Annotated in this window: 13 protein-coding genes; 9 read left to right on the top strand and 4 right to left on the bottom strand. The window is 60.1% G+C overall.

Annotated elements, in window-relative coordinates; all coding sequences use genetic code 11:
• Positions 1 to 2,217 (bottom strand): beta strand repeat-containing protein (locus IEX53_RS16470; RefSeq protein ID WP_188825270.1); only part of this gene is annotated, 2,217 nt, incomplete at its 3' end.
• A 425-nt stretch (positions 2,218 to 2,642) separates the two neighbouring features.
• On the opposite strand from IEX53_RS16470, the gene ccoN reads away from it, so the two are divergent.
• The 8 genes from ccoN to ccoS are packed head-to-tail and all read left to right on the top strand — an operon-like array spanning position 2,643 to position 10,688.
• Entirely contained in the window at positions 2,643 to 4,268 is a 1,626-nt protein-coding gene (gene ccoN / locus IEX53_RS16465) for a cytochrome-c oxidase, cbb3-type subunit I (RefSeq protein ID WP_188825269.1), read from the top strand.
• 10 nt (positions 4,269 to 4,278) lie between these two features.
• On the top strand, positions 4,279 to 5,010 hold the full coding sequence (gene ccoO, locus IEX53_RS16460) for a cytochrome-c oxidase, cbb3-type subunit II (RefSeq protein WP_188825268.1): 732 nt from the start codon (positions 4,279 to 4,281) through the stop codon (positions 5,008 to 5,010).
• Positions 5,011 to 5,021: 11 nt separating this feature from the next.
• Positions 5,022 to 5,174 carry a cbb3-type cytochrome c oxidase subunit 3 gene (locus tag IEX53_RS16455; RefSeq protein ID WP_188825267.1) on the top strand — a complete coding sequence of 51 codons (153 nt, stop codon included), beginning with the start codon at positions 5,022 to 5,024 and terminating at the stop codon, positions 5,172 to 5,174.
• Between the two features lie 4 nt (positions 5,175 to 5,178).
• Positions 5,179 to 6,084 (top strand): cytochrome-c oxidase, cbb3-type subunit III, encoded by a 906-nt coding sequence (gene ccoP / locus IEX53_RS16450; RefSeq protein WP_188825266.1) that lies wholly within the window; start codon positions 5,179 to 5,181, stop codon positions 6,082 to 6,084.
• 56 nt (positions 6,085 to 6,140) lie between these two features.
• The gene (gene ccoG, locus IEX53_RS16445; protein WP_188825265.1) at positions 6,141 to 7,712 is read left to right on the top strand and encodes a cytochrome c oxidase accessory protein CcoG; all 1,572 of its coding nucleotides are present in this window, start codon (positions 6,141 to 6,143) and stop codon (positions 7,710 to 7,712) included.
• Positions 7,709 to 8,200 (top strand): FixH family protein, encoded by a 492-nt coding sequence (locus IEX53_RS16440; RefSeq protein ID WP_373288676.1) that lies wholly within the window; start codon positions 7,709 to 7,711, stop codon positions 8,198 to 8,200. Before ccoG ends, IEX53_RS16440 begins: the two co-directional genes overlap by 4 nt.
• Entirely contained in the window at positions 8,197 to 10,488 is a 2,292-nt protein-coding gene (locus IEX53_RS16435; protein ID WP_188825264.1) for a cation-translocating P-type ATPase, read from the top strand. Before IEX53_RS16440 ends, IEX53_RS16435 begins: the two co-directional genes overlap by 4 nt.
• Positions 10,485 to 10,688 (top strand): cbb3-type cytochrome oxidase assembly protein CcoS, encoded by a 204-nt coding sequence (gene ccoS / locus IEX53_RS16430; RefSeq protein WP_188825263.1) that lies wholly within the window; start codon positions 10,485 to 10,487, stop codon positions 10,686 to 10,688. Before IEX53_RS16435 ends, ccoS begins: the two co-directional genes overlap by 4 nt.
• A 213-nt stretch (positions 10,689 to 10,901) precedes the next feature.
• Here ccoS and IEX53_RS16425 read toward each other — a convergent pair whose 3' ends face one another.
• The 3 genes from IEX53_RS16425 to IEX53_RS16415 all read right to left on the bottom strand — a co-directional run bounded on the left by IEX53_RS16425 (position 10,902) and on the right by IEX53_RS16415 (position 15,897).
• Complete coding sequence (locus tag IEX53_RS16425; RefSeq protein ID WP_188825262.1) at positions 10,902 to 12,263, bottom strand: hypothetical protein; 1,362 nt, start codon at positions 12,261 to 12,263, stop codon at positions 10,902 to 10,904.
• A 596-nt stretch (positions 12,264 to 12,859) separates the two neighbouring features.
• Positions 12,860 to 14,674 (bottom strand): ABC transporter ATP-binding protein, encoded by a 1,815-nt coding sequence (locus IEX53_RS16420; RefSeq protein ID WP_188825261.1) that lies wholly within the window; start codon positions 14,672 to 14,674, stop codon positions 12,860 to 12,862.
• Positions 14,675 to 14,685: 11 nt separating this feature from the next.
• Entirely contained in the window at positions 14,686 to 15,897 is a 1,212-nt protein-coding gene (locus IEX53_RS16415) for an aminotransferase class V-fold PLP-dependent enzyme (protein WP_188825260.1), read from the bottom strand.
• 118 nt (positions 15,898 to 16,015) lie between these two features.
• On the opposite strand from IEX53_RS16415, the gene IEX53_RS16410 reads away from it, so the two are divergent.
• A complete protein-coding gene (locus tag IEX53_RS16410) occupies positions 16,016 to 16,807 on the top strand; it encodes an IclR family transcriptional regulator (protein WP_188825279.1) in 792 nt (263 codons plus the stop codon).

Below are 16,807 nucleotides of genomic sequence, written 5' to 3'. Positions count from 1 at the left end.
GCCCGAGATGAAATCCGTATTATTGGTCGCCGTAGGCTTCAGCGTACCGCCGTCGAAGGTGACCACAGCATTGGTTCCACGGCCGCGCACCAGTTTTAGCGTCTCCAATATACCGCCCGACTTGACATTAAGAGTACCATCGGACTGGACGGCATCCTGCGATATCATCGTTTGAGTGCTCGACGTCACAACGCCGTTGTCCTCAATATTGAGCGTACCCTTTCCGCTGTTGCCGACAAAAAGAGAGCCGCCAACGGTCCAATGGGAGGCCGCTCCGCTAGTGGCGCTCTTTCCCGAAACCGTCACGGTCCCGGTTCCGGTAGCAGTTTGTGGCTGGCCGGAAATATAGGCGGTTCCAGTCGTCGTCATCTGGCCGCCGCTGTTGATGTTGAGCGTTCCGGAGCTGCCAGCTATGTTTCCAACAACTGTATCACCATTGTTGGTGACGATTGCATCGTTGGTAACATTCAGTTCCCCTATGCCATTTTGCCCGACGGTCAGGTTAATGCCGGTGTTGCCCGTGGCGCCGACCGTCAGGATCGAATTTGCGCCATCGACATTCACGGTGCCTTCTGTTGTGGCTGAGCCCTGCGCAACATTGAGAATGCCGACCGTTACCGAGCCGCCGCTTTCGATGTTCACCGTGGCCGAGGTCTTGTCGGGAGGAGTGGCGCCTGCGCCCACCCCGACTTTCATCCCCGTGGCTGTCCATGTCGAACCCGTGCCCGTAACCGTCGCGTTGGCCGTAGCGCCTGCAGTGTTTGCCATCTCAACCGCACCGCTCGTGAGCGTGCTGCCGCCCTCCACCGTAAGGTTGGAGATACCTCCTGAAACCGGATTGAGATTAAACCCGCCTGCGACTTTTAAGGTACTGCCATTCTGAACAACGACACTGGCGGTGTTGCCCGAGGCATCCGCATTGATATGCATGTTGCTTTTCGTTTCGATGCCGCCAGTCGTGGTGGTGGAGCCAACCTCAAGAGTACCTTTGGTGACGGCAAGGGCGCCTCCGAGCACGCTCCCCGCGCTGGTCAATGTCAACGTGCCTGTGCCGGTTTTGACCAGGGAGCCGGTGGAATTCGAATTGGTGCTGAACGGAGAGGAGACGGTCACATTGAAACCGTTCGTGTCGATGGTTAGTCCAGTGCTGGCTGAGGTCGTGTTGATCACCAGTTCACCAGCGTTGAAGCCAGTGACGAAGCTCGTATTGTCCGCCAGCGCACGCAAAATCCCCCCCGCACCAAACGTCACCTGCGCCGTGCCAGCGCCTTTGCTGAGGCTCGTCGTCTCCAGCATACCACCGCCTGAGATGTTGAGCGTACCGTTGGCCGTAGCCAAAGCCCCAACGACCGTGCCGCCCGCGCCCTTTACGGATACGGTTCCATTGCCTGAAATTGTCAATGAGCCGGTGCCCCCATTGCCCACCCTCAGAAGGCCGTTGACAGTCCATGTCGAGTTGGCCCCATTAACCGTCGCCTTGCCTCCGCCAGTCGGATTCGTGGGATTAAGGCCACCAATATTGGCTTCGCCGGTTGAAAACTCTCCGCCGGTCTGGATATTCAGATTCGCGTCCGTGCTGGAACCCCAGCCAAGCGTGAACCCGCCGGTCGTGACATCCACTTTGGCGCTATTTCTGATAGTTAGCGTGCTCGTTACCCCTGAACTGTTGCCGACGATCAGCCCTAAACCGTCCTGAATTTCCCATTTGGTGCTCGTCCCGTCGACGATTACCGTACTGGTGCCCCCCGTGCGTGCATAGCCTGTCGTCGTCAGGATGCTGCCGCCTTGAATGGTCAGGCTGGCAACCCCAGTCTGGCCGACAACGAGAATACCGGTCGTTCCCGTCGCCGCTGTGTTTCCGACACCGAGAATGGCGTCGTTCCCGGTGGCCGAACTTCCCGTATAGATATTTACCCTGTTTGCTGTGGTAGGCGGCGTACCGGTGTCCCAATTAGCACCATTAAGCCAGTTGTTCGCATCCCCTCCGGCTCCGCCTTTCCACGTCGCTACCGGCTGCGCCAAAGCTGATCCAGATGCCACCACCATGATCGCCAGCGCCGACGTCGTCGCCAATGCGGCGCGGAAGAAGCGCGGGAGGCGGCGCTGCTTGTGCGGAATTCGCGCGCGCGCGCCGGAGCGGTTCATGGACTTGCCTGGAAAAAGACGATCCGCGCCGACAATATCGGCCCATGGCGCATGAATGATTTTCCGCATCATTCCCCCTTACAATACTTTCTCATCCGGTCATGAAATCGCGCGAAAGCTATAGTATTCCGGCGCGCAGCGAATCGTTAAACAGCGCTTAGTCAAAGCTATACTTATATATTTCCTTACACAGAATTAATATTTGAATCAATATTATGTTTTTGCAAGTCTATCTACAGAATAGATGTTTGCTTATTCGAATTATTCTCCGGGCGCGTCTCAATCACGGCAAGTCCGGGTACCTTCGCCCCCGGCCCACCGCCAGCCGCCACGGAATGCTGTGCTTTTCGGGCCACGTTTCGCCCCTGACGATACCCCGCTTGACCCAAATCAAGTGATGCGGGCCGTTCCTCGCTAACAGTCGAGCATCGCGACGTCGTCGGTGATCTCTGCTCATCGGGGGGCGCTAGAGGCGCCGTACCTTGGGGGACATATTCATGAACTACACATTCAAGCACTCGGCTGAGATCGTGGCTCTCGGCATAGCCGCCTTCCTGGCATTGCTCGGGGCGGCCTTTGCCCAGGACGATCTTTTCAAGGCCCATATGTGGGTGGCGTTCTTCACGCTTCTCGCGGGCACAGTCATTCTGATGCGCACCACCAAGCTTGTTTCCGGCAAGGAGCAGGCTGATAGCTCCGTCTATATGGACGACGTGATCCGCTACGGCGTGATCGCCACCGTGTTCTGGGGCGTCGTCGGTTTTCTCGTCGGCGTCATCATAGCGCTGCAACTGGCCTTCCCCGACCTCAACCTTGCGCCGTGGCTCAATTTCGGCCGCATACGGCCATTGCACACCTCGGCGGTTATCTTCGCTTTCGGCGGCAACGCGCTGATTGCAACCTCCTTCTATGTCGTGCAGCGCACGTCACGCGCGCGGCTCTTCGGCGGCGATCTCGCCTGGTTCGTCTTCTGGGGCTACCAGTTCTTTATCATCATGGCGGCGACGGGTTATTTGCTCGGGATCACACAAAGCCGCGAATATGCGGAACCCGAATGGTATGTCGACCTCTGGCTCACCATCGTCTGGGTCGCCTATCTCATCGTGTTCCTCGGCACGGTCATCAAGCGCAAGGAACCGCATATCTACGTCGCGAATTGGTTCTACCTGTCCTTCATCGTGACGATCGCGATGCTGCATATCATCAACAACCTCGCGATACCGGTGTCCTTCCTCGGCTCGAAGAGCTATTCGGCCTTCTCCGGCGTGCAGGATGCGGTGACGCAATGGTGGTACGGCCATAACGCGGTGGCGTTCTTCCTGACCATCCCCTTCCTGGCGATGATGTATTATTTCGTGCCGAAGCAGGCCAACCGGCCGATCTACAGCTATCGCCTGTCGATCGTGCACTTCTGGTCGATCATCTTTCTCTATATCTGGGCCGGCCCGCACCATCTCCACTACACCGCCCTGCCGGACTGGGCGCAGACCCTCGGAATGGTGTTCTCCATCATGCTCTGGATGCCCTCCTGGGGCGGCATGATCAACGGCCTGATGACGCTCTCCGGCGCATGGGACAAGATCCGCACCGACCCGATCATCCGCATGATGGTGATTGCCATCGCCTTCTACGGCATGGCGACGTTCGAAGGCCCGATGATGTCGATCAAGGCCGTCAACTCGCTGTCGCACTATACGGACTGGACCATCGGCCACGTCCATGCCGGCGCGCTCGGCTGGAACGGCATGATCACCTTCGCCGCGGTCTATTACCTGACGCCAAGGCTGTGGAACCGGGAACGGCTCTATTCCATGCGGATGATCAACTGGCACTTCTGGCTCGCCACACTCGGCATCGTTCTTTACGCCGCCGCCATGTGGGTCGCCGGCATCCAGCAGGGCCTGATGTGGCGCGAATATGATGAGCAGGGCTTCCTGGTCTACTCCTTCGCCGAAACCGTCATCGCGATGTTCCCCTACTACGTCATCCGCGCGCTCGGCGGGACCCTCTACCTCACCGGCGGGCTGCTGATGGCCTACAACGTCTACATGACCGTCAAGGGCAGGATCCGCGACGAAGCCGCCCTCACCCGCGCCACGCCGGTCCCTCAGCCAGCCGAATAAGAGGTTACCCATGTCTATTCTCAACAAGCACTCCTTGCTGGAAAAGAATGCGACGCTCCTGCTGCTGAGTTCGCTGGTCGTGGTGACCATCGGCGGCATCGTGGAGATCGCCCCGCTGTTCTGGCTGGAGAACACCATCGAAAAGGTCGAAGGAATGCGGCCCTATTCGCCGCTGGAGCTCGCCGGGCGCAACATCTACATCCGCGAAGGGTGCTATACCTGCCACAGCCAGATGATCCGCCCCTTCCGCGACGAGGTGGAGCGCTACGGGCATTACAGCCTGGCGGCGGAATCCATGTACGACCACCCGTTCCAGTGGGGCTCGAAGCGCACGGGGCCAGACCTCGCGCGCGTCGGCGGGCGCTATTCCAACGAATGGCATGTCCAGCACCTGACCAAGCCGCGCTCCGTCGTGCCGGAATCGGTCATGCCGAGCTATGCCTTCCTCAAGGACAAGCCGCTCCACATCAGGAATATCCAGGCCGAGCTGGTCGCCAATGTCAGGGTCGGCGTGCCCTACAGCGACGACATGCTCGCCAATGCCGAGGCGGATTTGAAAGCGCAGGCCGATCCCGAGGCGGATACATCAGGCGTGCAGGCCCGCTATCCGAAGGCGGTGGTGGGCGATTTCGACGGTAATCCCAAGGCCGTGACCGAGATGGACGCGCTCGTCGCCTATCTCCAGATGCTCGGCACGCTGGTCGATTTCTCGACCTATGACGATGCCGCCGGCTATCGCTGAGGAGCGCCGACATGGACACATACACCACGCTCCGCCACTTCGCCGACAGCTGGGGCCTGCTCGGCATGCTCCTGTTCTTCATCGGCTCCATTCTGTTCATCTTTCGTCCGGGCGCCAAGTCGCTGGCGGATGACGCCGCGCAGATCCCTCTGAAGGAGGATTGATCCCATGACCGAGAAACATATCGATGAACAAACCGGCACCGAGACGACCGGCCATGTCTGGGATGGCATCCGGGAACTGAACAATCCCCTGCCCCGCTGGTGGCTGTGGACGTTCTACGCCACCGTCGTCTGGGCCATCGGCTATATGATCATGTATCCGGCCTGGCCGATGCTGAAGGAGAACACCAAGGGCTATCTCGGCTATTCCAGCCGCGCCGAGCTACACGGCGCGATGAACGCGGCGGAGGATGCCCGCGCCGGCCTTGTCGAGGCGATCAGACAAGAGGACGTGGCCCAGATCCTCGCCAATCCCGAGCTCAAGCAGTTCGCGATCTCGGCGGGCGCGGCTGCCTTCAAGGTCAACTGCGTGCAGTGCCACGGCTCCGGCGCGCAGGGCGGCGCTGGCTACCCGAACCTCAACGATGACGACTGGCTGTGGGGCGGCGACATCCAGTCGATCTACACCACCATCAACCATGGCGTCCGCTATATGGCCGACACCGATACCAGGCAGTCGGAAATGCCGGGCTTCGACGGCGTGCTGACACCGGAGCAGATGGGCGAGGTCGCCGCCTATGTCGTGAGCCTTTCCGGCACGCCGAAATCGCCGGATAAGGTCGAAGCGGGCGCGAAGCTCTTCAGCGAAAATTGCGCTTCGTGCCACGGCAGCGACGCCAAGGCGACCAAGGGCGTCGATGCCGAGACCGTCAAGGATATGGGCGCGCCCAATCTCGCAGACGCCATCTGGCTATACGGCTCGGGCGAAAAGGCCATCGTGCAGCAGATGGTGCATCCGAGGAACGGCGTGATGCCGGCATGGGGCGCGCGCCTTGGCGAGACCACCGTCAAGGAACTGGCCGTCTATGTCCATTCGCTCGGCGGAGGCCAGACGGTTCTGGCCGGGCAATAAGTTTCAGGAACCAGGTCCACCGGCGGCATATCGCCGGTGGACAAGCTGATCGAAGAATGGAACGTCCCGTGACGGTCAATGTGCGAGAAGTGCTGAAAAGCAGGAACAAAGTTGCCGAGCCCGCCGCAAGCGGCCAGTCGCTCTATGCCGCCCGGAAGAAAATTTACCCGAAACGGGCATCGGGCACATTCCGGCAGATCAAATGGCTGGTGATGGCCATCACGCTCTGCATCTATTATCTGGCGCCGTGGATAAGGTGGGACCGGGGACCCTACGCTCCCGACCAGGCCATGTTGGTCGATCTCGCCAACCGGCGCTTCTATTTCTTCTTCATCGAGATCTGGCCCCAGGAATTCGTGCTGATCGCCGGCCTCCTCGTGATGGCGGGCGCGGGGCTGTTCCTCATCACCTCCGTGGCCGGGCGCGCATGGTGCGGCTATGCCTGTCCGCAGACCGTGTGGGTGGACCTTTTCCTTGTGGTCGAGCGCGCCGTCGAGGGCGACCGCAACGCGCGCATGAAGCTCGACCAGGCGCCGTGGACATCAGGCAAGATCGGCAAGAAGCTCGTCAAGCACCTGATCTGGATCGTCATCGGCGTCGCCACCGGCGGCGCATGGATCTTTTACTTCGCAGACGCGCCGACGCTTGCCCGCGATTTCGTCCTCGGGCAGGCCTCGCCCGTCGCCTATTTCACCGTCGCCATCCTGACCTCCACCACCTATATCCTGGGCGGTTTCATGCGGGAGCAGGTGTGCAACTATATGTGCCCCTGGCCGCGCATCCAGGCGGCGATGCTCGATGAAGACTCGCTCACCGTCACCTATAATGCCTGGCGCGGCGAGCCGCGTTCCAGAGGCACCAAGAAAAGCGCCGCTGCGGGAATCCTCGCCGGCGACTGCGTGGATTGCGACGCCTGCGTCGTCGTCTGTCCGCAAGGCATCGACATTCGCAACGGCCAGCAGATGGAATGCATCACCTGCGCGCTGTGCATCGACGCCTGCAATAATGTCATGGACAAGCTCGGCAAGGAGCGCGGCCTCATCTCCTATGCCACGCTCGTCGACTACCAGCACAATATGGACCTCGCCACTGCAAACGGGACAACGCCGATCGCCCCCGCGCTCGTCCGCACCCCCCAGGGCAAGCTGACGGAAAAGCTTAGGCATTTCCGCCTCGGGCATATCCTGCGGCCCCGTACCATCATCTATTTCTCAGTCTGGATGCTGGTCGGCGTCGGCATTCTCACCGCGCTGGTGGGAAGAACACGGCTGGAGCTCAGCGTTCTCCATGACCGCAATCCGCAATTCGTGACGCTGTCCGATGGCTCGATCCGCAACGGTTACACGGTGAAGATCCTCAACATGGTTCCGCAGCCGCGCGCCTTCACCATATCGATCGCCGGGCTGCCGGATGCGGTCATGTCCGCTCCCGACGCCGCAAAGGCGGCGGACGGAACGCTCGATGTCGAAGCCGCGCCGGACCGCGTCCATACGTTCAGGGTTTTCGTCGCCGCGCCGGCCGGCTCCCTTAAAGAAGAAATGACGCCGTTCGAGTTCCACGTCGCCGAAAAGGGCGGCACGGAGAGCGCCGCCTACAAGGCCATTTTCAACGCACCGGAGAAAAGATGATGCCGCGTTCCGCCCCTCGTGAATTCACCGGCCGCCATATGCTGATCACCATGCTCTCGTTCTTCGGCGTCGTCATAACCGTCAATGTGACCATGGCCATCTATGCCAATACGAGCTGGACCGGCCTCGTCGTCAAGAACACCTATGTCGCGAGCCAGCAGTTCAACGAGAAGGCGGCGATTGGCCGGGCACAGTCCGCCCTCGGCTGGCAGGGCGCGCTCACCTATGGCGGCGGCAAGCTCTCCTATCGCCTCGCCGATGCGGAAGGTGCGCCGGTGAAGCCCGCGGGCGTCACGGTAACGCTGAAGCGGCCCGCCTATGAGAGCGAGGATATGACGGTAAAGCTCCAGCCCGATGGCGACGGCTTCTCCGCGCAGACGGCCGTGCGCGACGGGATCTGGATCATTGATGTCGAGGCCGAAATTCCCGGCCATGCGCCTTACCGCGATGTGTCGCGTCATCAAATTACCAATGGAGAACTGCAATGAGTTGCTGCGCTCCCGGCCTCGAACCCGATGCCGTGCTTGGCGAAGGCCCCTCGCGGGAAGAGCTTCTGCTTGCAAGCCGGACGCTTGGAAACGGCCTGCGCCAGATCGATCTTTCGGTTCCAGACGTCCATTGCGGCGCCTGCATCCAGACGATCGAACGGGCGATGAGCAAGCTCGACGGGATCGAAAGCGCGCGCGTCAACCTGTCGACCAAGCGGCTCATGGTGCGCTGGCGCGAAGACAAGGCGCCGCCGCCGGTAGCCGAAACGCTGCGCAAGCTCGGCTATGCCTCCCACCTCTTCGAGAATGATGCGGGGGAGGACAAGGCGTTCTGGGAGCTTATCCGCGCCCTGGCGGTGGCGGGCTTCGCCGCCAGCAATGTCATGCTGATGTCCGTGGCCGTGTGGTCGGGCGCCGACGAAGCGACCCGCGACATGTTCCACTGGATATCAGGCATGATCGCGGCTCCCACGCTCGTCTATTCCGGGCGCATCTTCTTCCGCTCGGCCTGGGCGGCGCTCAAGGGCGGGCACATGAACATGGATGTGCCGATCTCGCTCGCCGTGACGCTTGCCTTCGTCATGAGCCTCTACGAGACCATTCACCACGGCCAGCACGCTTATTTCGATGCCTCGGTTTCGCTGCTCTTCTTCCTGCTCATCGGGCGCACGCTGGATCACATGATGCGGGAGCGGGCGCGGTCGGCGGTCAAGGGCCTGTCGCGTCTGGTGCCGCGCGGTGCGCTCATCATTGCTGAAAACGGTGAACGGGAATACAGGCCCGTCTCGGAGATCAGGGTCGGCACCAGGCTCATCCTGGCCGCCGGCGAGCGGGCTCCGGTGGATGCCCGCGTCGAGGAAGGCGCATCGGAGCTCGACTGCTCCATCGTATCGGGCGAAAGCGCGCCGCAGGCGGTCCGCCAAGGCTCGGTCATCCGCGCAGGGATGCTCAATCTGACTGCGCCGCTGACACTTTCCGCCATCGCGACGCCGAACGAATCCTTCCTCGCCGATATGGTGCGGCTGATGGAAGCCGCCGAAGGCGGGCGGGCGCGCTATCGCCGCCTCGCGGACCGGGCCTCGCAATTCTATTCCCCCGCCGTACACATAATCGCGCTCCTCTCGGCGCTGGGCTGGATCGTGGCGACGGGCGACTGGTACCGCGCCATTTTCATCGCCATCGCCGTTCTCATCATCACCTGCCCGTGCGCGCTGGGCCTCGCCGTGCCGATGGTTCAGGTGATGGCCGCGCGCCGGCTCTTCGAGAACGGCATCATGGTCAAGGATGGCTCCGGGCTGGAGCGGCTGGCCGACGCCGATACGGTCGTTTTCGACAAGACGGGAACCCTGACCCTGGGCCAGCCGCAATTGAACAATGCGAGCGATGTGGACCCAGAGATGCTGGCGCAGGCGGCCCTCATCGCCTCCTATTCCAGCCACCCGCTGGCAAAGGCGCTGGCGCAGGCGGGCAAGAGTGTGCGCGCCGAAGGCATACGGTTCGACCATTTCGAAGAAGTGCCGGGCTGCGGCATGGAAGCTGTTTCAGGGGCCAAGACCTGGCGTCTCGGACGGCGTCAATGGGCGGTGGAAGGGAACACCGCCGCCGATGCGGCCCATGGCGGGCTCGAAACCGTTCTTTCCCTTGACGGACGTCTCATGGCCGCCTTCCGCTTCGATGACCGGCCACGCAAGGACGCTGCGGAGACCGTGGCCGAACTGAAGGTCCGCGGCGTCGAAATGGAAATCATCTCAGGCGACCGCTATGACGCCGCCGCCGATCTTGCTGCCCGGCTCGGCGTCCCGGCCTTCATCGCGGGCGCGCTGCCGGGCGAGAAGGTGGCACGCATTGAAGCCTTGGCGCAGCAAGGCCGCAAGGTGCTGATGGTGGGCGACGGGCTCAACGACGCCCCCGCCCTCGCCGCCGCCTATGTCTCCATGGCGCCGGCCACCGCCGCGGATATCGGGCGCAACGCCGCCGATTTCGTCTTCCTGCGCGAAAGCCTCGGCGCGGTGCCGCTCGCCATGGAGGTCTCGCGGCAGGCGAAGAAACTCATCCGGCAGAATTTCGCCCTCGCCATCGGCTACAACTTCCTCGCCGTGCCCATTGCCGTCATGGGTTATGTGACGCCGCTCGTCGCCGCGCTCGCCATGTCGCTCTCGTCGATCATCGTCGTCGGCAACGCCATGCGGCTGTGGGCAAAGCCCGGCCACGCACGGAAAGATTCGGGCATGCTGGCGGAACTCACCCAGGCGTTTCCGGCGCCCATGCCCCAGAAGGCTTCCAAATGACCAGTCTCGCCGTTCTTATCCCCATCGCGCTCTTTCTCGGCGGCCTTGGTCTCCTCGCATTCCTGTGGTCGCTCAAGAACAACCAGTATGACGATCTCGACGGCGCCGCTGAACGCATTTTGTTTGATGACGCTGTCGAGGAGGCCTCCGTCGCCGTTCCTGGCAATGCCGTGGAAGCGAAGACAGGGCAGTTGCGGTAGTTACAAATAATTCCAGATTTTGCATACCTTCAAGGTGGGGATTCTGTGAGCACTCACGGCACAGGGCTACGCCGCGACCCATTCAATCACCACGACGGCATGAATAGTTCCAAACGGTTTCATCAAAACAATGACGGGCTCTAAACCCTCCTAACGCTGGCAGCGGCTAACGACGGCGCCCGCCGCGGACCGTCAGGCTCCGCGACGCAAGTTCTATGGCTTGAAAATCTGCGGCCTTAAAATGACGGGGAGCGACAATGCGTACAGGAAACCTGCAATATAAGGCTGCATGATAACTGCGCTGGTCATGGGAATGTTAATGAGAAGAAGGAGGAGTGCGAAAAGTACTCCGGTACGCTCGGCCCCGCCGCCACCATTAAGAGTGAAAGCCGTTAGCCTGACAACTGACAAACCACAAACCAGCAGGAAAGAGAGGAGCAGAGGTACGCCTCCCATTGCGATCAGTTCAACCAGACCGTTATGCGCCATGGGATATTTGTACGTGCAGGCGTCAATGCCGTTGGGCGGACATATAGAGGCCAGGAAGCCCAATGAGCCAGCTCCACCTACCAAGCCTACGCCGACCAGCATAGAGCGCGTTCCATATTTTTCAAACAATTTTCCCGGCAACTGAAAAAAGCGGTCATGGATACTTTGCCCAATCGATACGTCGCCCGCAAAGATCGGTTTGTTGGCCTTCGATTCTCCTTCAGCGGTAACCGACTTTGTATTGCTGGGATCAATATCCGACATGGGTTGAGCCGATTGGGAATTCTGCTGTGGGGGGGTAGACGGCGTGCCGTCATACAGGCTGATCAACATCTCCTTTGCCCGGCGCGTACCAGATTCGGCTTTCGCATAGATGCTGTCGAAGGCGACCTTCATGGGTGGAAGATAAACTCTGTCCTCTCCCGCACTTATCGATGTTTCTACCTCCTGGCCTACTCCGATACTCGAGGCAAAAACCGCGCCACTCTTTGGCGGAATAAAATAAAACGGGACAGAAATAAACAAAAACACCGAAACAATCCCTAAAAGAGCGCGAGTCTCAAGCAATATTTCCCTTTTATCCCCTCTAACTAATACATATGCATAATAAACTAAGACAGCGACCAAACATATCACCAGATTAATGATGGATGCTTTCTGCAGGCTAGCGAGCATTCCCGCTGCGATAATCCCGATGAGCAAGCTGCGTTGAAGAAGGCTGGTGCGGAACAGGCAAAAGGCGAGCGGTAAAGCGATTCCGCCAACTACGCCAATGATCGTGAGGCTTCCTGCCAAACTTGCATATCTTATCGAACCTGAACGCTCGGCTGGTGCGGCAAACCACGATACCGGCCCAGTTAGTGTCTGAGCCAAAATGGTAATAGAACTAATAGCCACCCATAATACAAGAACCTTAATGGCCAGATTAAGAGACCGCGCGTCATTTATTACAAGAGCAAAAATTGTAACATACGGAATCATAAAAGAATATCGCAATATAGCACCAATGTATTCCTCATCCTGGACTTGGATAAATGAAATAACAACAGAATACGCCATAGACAGAATGAACAGAAGAAATACCACCCCCCCTGATATATTTATGTCCTTATATGACTTAAATAATATGATTACCCAAATAGCAACCAACCACGTTAACGTCGGAAAAATTGGCGATAAATTGCGAAGGACGTGTAAACAAAACATGGATACCGACGCAAAAATAGCTATATCCTTCTGGTTTCTCACTAATACTTGATATACTTCCATGATCCTCTAGAGCCGCCGTATAATGTCCCGCACTCTTTTATCAACGTTCGAACCAAGATGTAAAGCTTTGGACCGACGGGATGCGACATTCCGGAGGCTTGGACAAAGACGATTCACTCATCACCTCCAAGTAAAGATTCATGATCCCTGGATAGATGGGATAGGCTTGAGCCACTTCTCCCAGTCAGTCATTTGAAGATAAAATGCGGATGATTGCCGCGACGCCGATCATTTCGCAACAGGTTTGGAAATGCTCCCCGGGCGCGAACCAACTCCGAGCCGTCGTTAGCTAATTGGAATATGAGCCACACCCACGTCGAAGCGGCTTTAAAAGCAGCAGCCAGGCCACAAGATACGCACGATGTCTTCGACAGGAGACGGCGATGCAGCCTGATTGGGTATTCCTGCAGCACCTACACCTGAACCAGATGGCCCGCCGTGATTTCCGTATATTGGCGGACAGGAGCAACGAAGTCGGGCGGGCGGACCGGGCTTTTGATTTCGTCGTTGGAAACGGGGCGCGTTATGCCGCGGCGCGACGGGTCGGGCACCGGCACCGCCGAAAGAAGCTTCTTCGTATAGGGATGTTGCGGATTTTCAAAGATGGCGGCGCGCGGTCCGATTTCAACGATTTCGCCCAGATACATGACCGCGACGCGGTGGCTGACCCGCTCCACGACCGCAATATCATGCGAAATGAAGAGATAAGCGAGGTTGAGGCTCGTCTGCAGGTCGAGCAGCAGATTGATGACCTGCGCTTTGATCGAAACATCGAGGGCGGAAACCGATTCATCCGCCACGATGATTTTCGGATCGAGCGCCAGAGCGCGCGCAATGCAGATGCGCTGGCGCTGGCCGCCCGAGAATTCATGCGGATAGCGGGCGGCCATATCCGCCGTGAGCCCGACGCGCTCGATGAGTTCGGCCACGCGCTCGCACGCCTGGGCGCGGGTACCCAGCTTATGTTCGAGATACGGCTCGGCAATCGCCGCGCCGACCGTCATGCGGGGATTGAGGCTGGCGAACGGGTCCTGGAAGATCATCTGCATGGTACGGCGCATTTCGCGCAGTTCCTGCTTGTCCATGGCCAGCACGTTCCGGCCATTGAGCAGAACCTCGCCCTGCTGCGACTTCACCAACCCCATGATGGAGCGCCCGGTCGTGGATTTGCCGCAGCCGGATTCGCCGACGAGCGACAGGGTCTCACCCGGCTGGAGGGTGAAGGAGAGGTTTTCGACCGCGTGGACGCGCCCCTCAAGCTGGCCAAACATTCCTGAATGTATATCAAAGCGCGTGGTGAGATTGCGCACTTCGAGCAGCGGCGACTTGTCCGTTTGCACCGTATCGGCGGTTTCCTCCGGCATGTCGGATGTGCCGGTGGCGCGGTCAACCACCGGAAAGCGCAGAGGCCGCGCATGGCCATGCATCGAGCCCAGAACCGGAACAGCCGATAGCAGGGAGCGGGTATAGGGATGGCTGGGCCGTGCGAAGATATCTTCCGTCGCGCCGGTCTCCACCGCCTCTCCATTATACATCACCACCGTCCGGTCGGCGATTTCGGCGACGACGCCCATGTCATGGGTGATGAAGAGGACGGATGTGCCCTCTTCCTCCTGAAGAACCTTGATGAGATCGAGAATCTGGCCCTGGATGGTGACATCGAGCGCCGTTGTCGGCTCGTCGGCGATCAGCAGCTTCGGCCTGCTCGCCAGGGCCATCGCGATCATGACGCGCTGGCGCATGCCGCCCGAAAAGCGGTGCGGATATTCGTCGAACCGCGCCCTCGCTTCCGGAATGCGCACCTTCTCCAGAAGCCGGATGGTTTCGGCCCTCGCCTCCGCCCGCGAAATATTCTGGTGGCACAGCAGCGCCTCGCTGATCTGCTGTCCTACCGTGAACAGCGGGTTGAGGCTGGTCATCGGCTCCTGGAAGATCATGGCGACATCATTGCCGCGCACATGGCGCATCTGCCTGTCCGGCAGGGCGAGAATGTCCTTGCCATCAAGCACAATCCTGCCCTCGATACGGCTCTTGTCCTTGGGCAGAAGCCGCATGATCGAGAGCGAGGTCACGCTCTTGCCGGACCCGGACTCGCCGACAACAGCCACGGTTTCGCCGGGCGCGACATCGAACGAGACATTGCGCACGACCGGGCGCCAGCTCCCATCGGCGAGGAAGGACGTGGTCAGGTTCGAAACGGAAAGAACGGGGGCGGCAGCAGCTTCCATCTATTCCCCCTTTAATCCGGCCAACGCATCAGGCCAGCGATGCGCCGCGCATAGCGCTCCTCGAACGGCGTGGCGATGATCTCGTTGGAGGCGCGGGCCTTGGAAAGTTCCTCTTCCAAGCGGCGCGCCACGATCTTTTCCTCGCCCGGATGGAGATTGCAGGGGTCCATGTAGAAATACCCATGCTCCGCCTCATGGTCGCGCACGATGACCGGTTGAGGCCCTCGCGCCAGCGCATCGGCGAGATTCCATGCGGTGATGTGCGCTTCCTGTGTATCCACAGTCACCCTGAGGCGATCCAGCGGATTGTGGGTCGGGTCCGGCTCGATCTGGGCGGTGATGCCGGGCTTGTCGGCCAGCGTCTGCTTCCACAGGTGAAGGTAGCCGGTTTCCTTTTCGCGAATGGCCGCATGGTCGCGCTTTTCCCAGACTTCAAGCGCCGCAATGGCGCCGAGGATGCTTTCCTTGCCGACCTTCATGCCGCGGCCTATCCCCATATTCTGCAGGAAGGCGCTGCGAACCAGGTCCTTTCGCCCGGCCACAATACCTCCGGTCGGGCCGCCGAGGAATTTGTGCGAGGAATAGAGCGCGATGTCGGCGCCCTGCGCGAGGAAAATTTTCAGATCATATTCCGACGCAGCATCGACAATAACAGGCACGCCCCGCGCATGGCAGATTTCGGCAAACGCCTTGAGCGCGATCAGGCCGTACTGCACCGTATGGTGGGAGACGACGAAGACCGCCGCCGCCGTCCGCTCATTGATCGCCCCGTCAAGATGATAGGGATAGCAGGAGGTGGCCTGGCCAATAAGCACCGCCTTGGCGCCCGTAAGCCGGATCGCCTGATCCACCGGCGCGCCATAGCTGACGACATGGCCGGTCTGGACGATGACTTCGTTCTTCAGCCCCGTCGCATCCGGCAGCCGTTCGATGGCGGCCAGATCGTCCCCTGTCATTGTCCCGGCAACAGCAAGCGTGATGCCCGCCGAGCAGGAGGCGGTAACGAAGCCCGCCTCGCCGCCGGTCAGTCTCGCGATGACCGGGCTTGCCTTCTTGTGCAGGTCGTTGATCTCCACGAATTGCGGCAGAATGGCGCTCATGGCGGCGACTGCATCCGGCACCACAATGGATGCGCCGAGCGCTGTCATCGTGCCTGAAACATTGATGACGGGACGCAAGCCGCGCTCTGCGCGTATATCGAAAGGGGGAAGTGAATCGGCCATTGTTATTCTCCTCGTGAGGTTCCAGTTTATTGGCCTATGTGCCATTATAATGTAATAGGGAGTCGAGAGACCTTACCCCCATTGCAGGAGCCCGAAAGTGGACGCGAAGACATCGGACATGGATCAGCCACGCGCGGCGATTGCGAAACGCTCGCGGGTCAGCGGCATGGACCGCGCCCTTCAGGTGCTCGACTATCTCTATGAAACGGGAAATCCGGCTGGCGCCTATGCCATCGCCAAGGCGATCGAAGCGCCGCTCTCCACTGTCTATGTGATCATCGACGATCTGGTGGAGAAGAACCTCCTGTCGCGCAACGCCGGCGACAGCACGGTCTGGCTTGGCGCGCGGCTTTATCACTATGGCCTTGCCTATGCCCGCTCGCTGGACTTCCTCAACGTCGCCACGCATGAGATGCACAATCTCAGCCGCATTTCGGGCGAGACGGTGCAGGTATGCGGACGCGAGGGCGACCATATGATCGTGCTCGCCATGGCCGATGGTCCCGGGCATTTCCAGGTGACGTCGCGCGTGGGAACGCGGGTTCCCCTCAACTGGACGGCGTCGGGACGCCTTCTCGCCGGCCATCTGCCGGAGCAGGAAAGGCTGGCCCTGTTCGAGCATTGCGCCAAATCCTCGCCGACCGGCCGGGCGGTGGTCGATCCGGCTGTCCTTTCCGCCTCGGCGAAAGAGGCGCTCGAGGCCCGCATCTCCATCCAGGCCGGCGAATCCGACTATGCCGTCGCCTGTATCGCCTCGCCCATATGCGACGACAAGGGCGCGTGCATCGCCACCATTTCCATCGTCCTGCCGGAACAGAAGATCACGGACAATCCCGGCCGCTACGCAGACGAGGTCAAAGCCGCTGCGGAGCGGATCGAAACCGTGATGGGCTGGCGCGGCCATTCGTGA

Origin of the sequence: Paramesorhizobium endophyticum, assembly GCF_014640615.1 — a bacterium.
Taxonomy (GTDB): domain Bacteria; phylum Pseudomonadota; class Alphaproteobacteria; order Rhizobiales; family Rhizobiaceae; genus Paramesorhizobium; species Paramesorhizobium endophyticum.
The sequence above is the reverse complement of the archived record's forward strand: the minus strand, read 5'-3'. Positions and strand labels throughout refer to the sequence as shown.

What these genes read in the sequence shown, in the direction of transcription:
- IEX53_RS16455 (WP_188825267.1), top strand. Translation starts at nt 5,022, where the DNA reads ATGGACACATACACCACGCTCCGCCACTTCGCCGACAGCTGGGGCCTG.
- ccoG (WP_188825265.1), top strand. Translation starts at nt 6,141, where the DNA reads ATGGAACGTCCCGTGACGGTCAATGTGCGAGAAGTGCTGAAAAGCAGG.
- ccoO (WP_188825268.1), top strand. Translation starts at nt 4,279, where the DNA reads ATGTCTATTCTCAACAAGCACTCCTTGCTGGAAAAGAATGCGACGCTC.
- ccoN (WP_188825269.1), top strand. Translation starts at nt 2,643, where the DNA reads ATGAACTACACATTCAAGCACTCGGCTGAGATCGTGGCTCTCGGCATA.
- ccoS (WP_188825263.1), top strand. Translation starts at nt 10,485, where the DNA reads ATGACCAGTCTCGCCGTTCTTATCCCCATCGCGCTCTTTCTCGGCGGC.
- IEX53_RS16420 (WP_188825261.1), bottom strand. Translation starts at nt 14,674, where the DNA reads ATGGAAGCTGCTGCCGCCCCCGTTCTTTCCGTTTCGAACCTGACCACG.
- IEX53_RS16440 (WP_373288676.1), top strand. Translation starts at nt 7,709, where the DNA reads ATGATGCCGCGTTCCGCCCCTCGTGAATTCACCGGCCGCCATATGCTG.
- IEX53_RS16410 (WP_188825279.1), top strand. Translation starts at nt 16,016, where the DNA reads ATGGATCAGCCACGCGCGGCGATTGCGAAACGCTCGCGGGTCAGCGGC.
- ccoP (WP_188825266.1), top strand. Translation starts at nt 5,179, where the DNA reads ATGACCGAGAAACATATCGATGAACAAACCGGCACCGAGACGACCGGC.
- IEX53_RS16435 (WP_188825264.1), top strand. Translation starts at nt 8,197, where the DNA reads ATGAGTTGCTGCGCTCCCGGCCTCGAACCCGATGCCGTGCTTGGCGAA.
- IEX53_RS16415 (WP_188825260.1), bottom strand. Translation starts at nt 15,897, where the DNA reads ATGGCCGATTCACTTCCCCCTTTCGATATACGCGCAGAGCGCGGCTTG.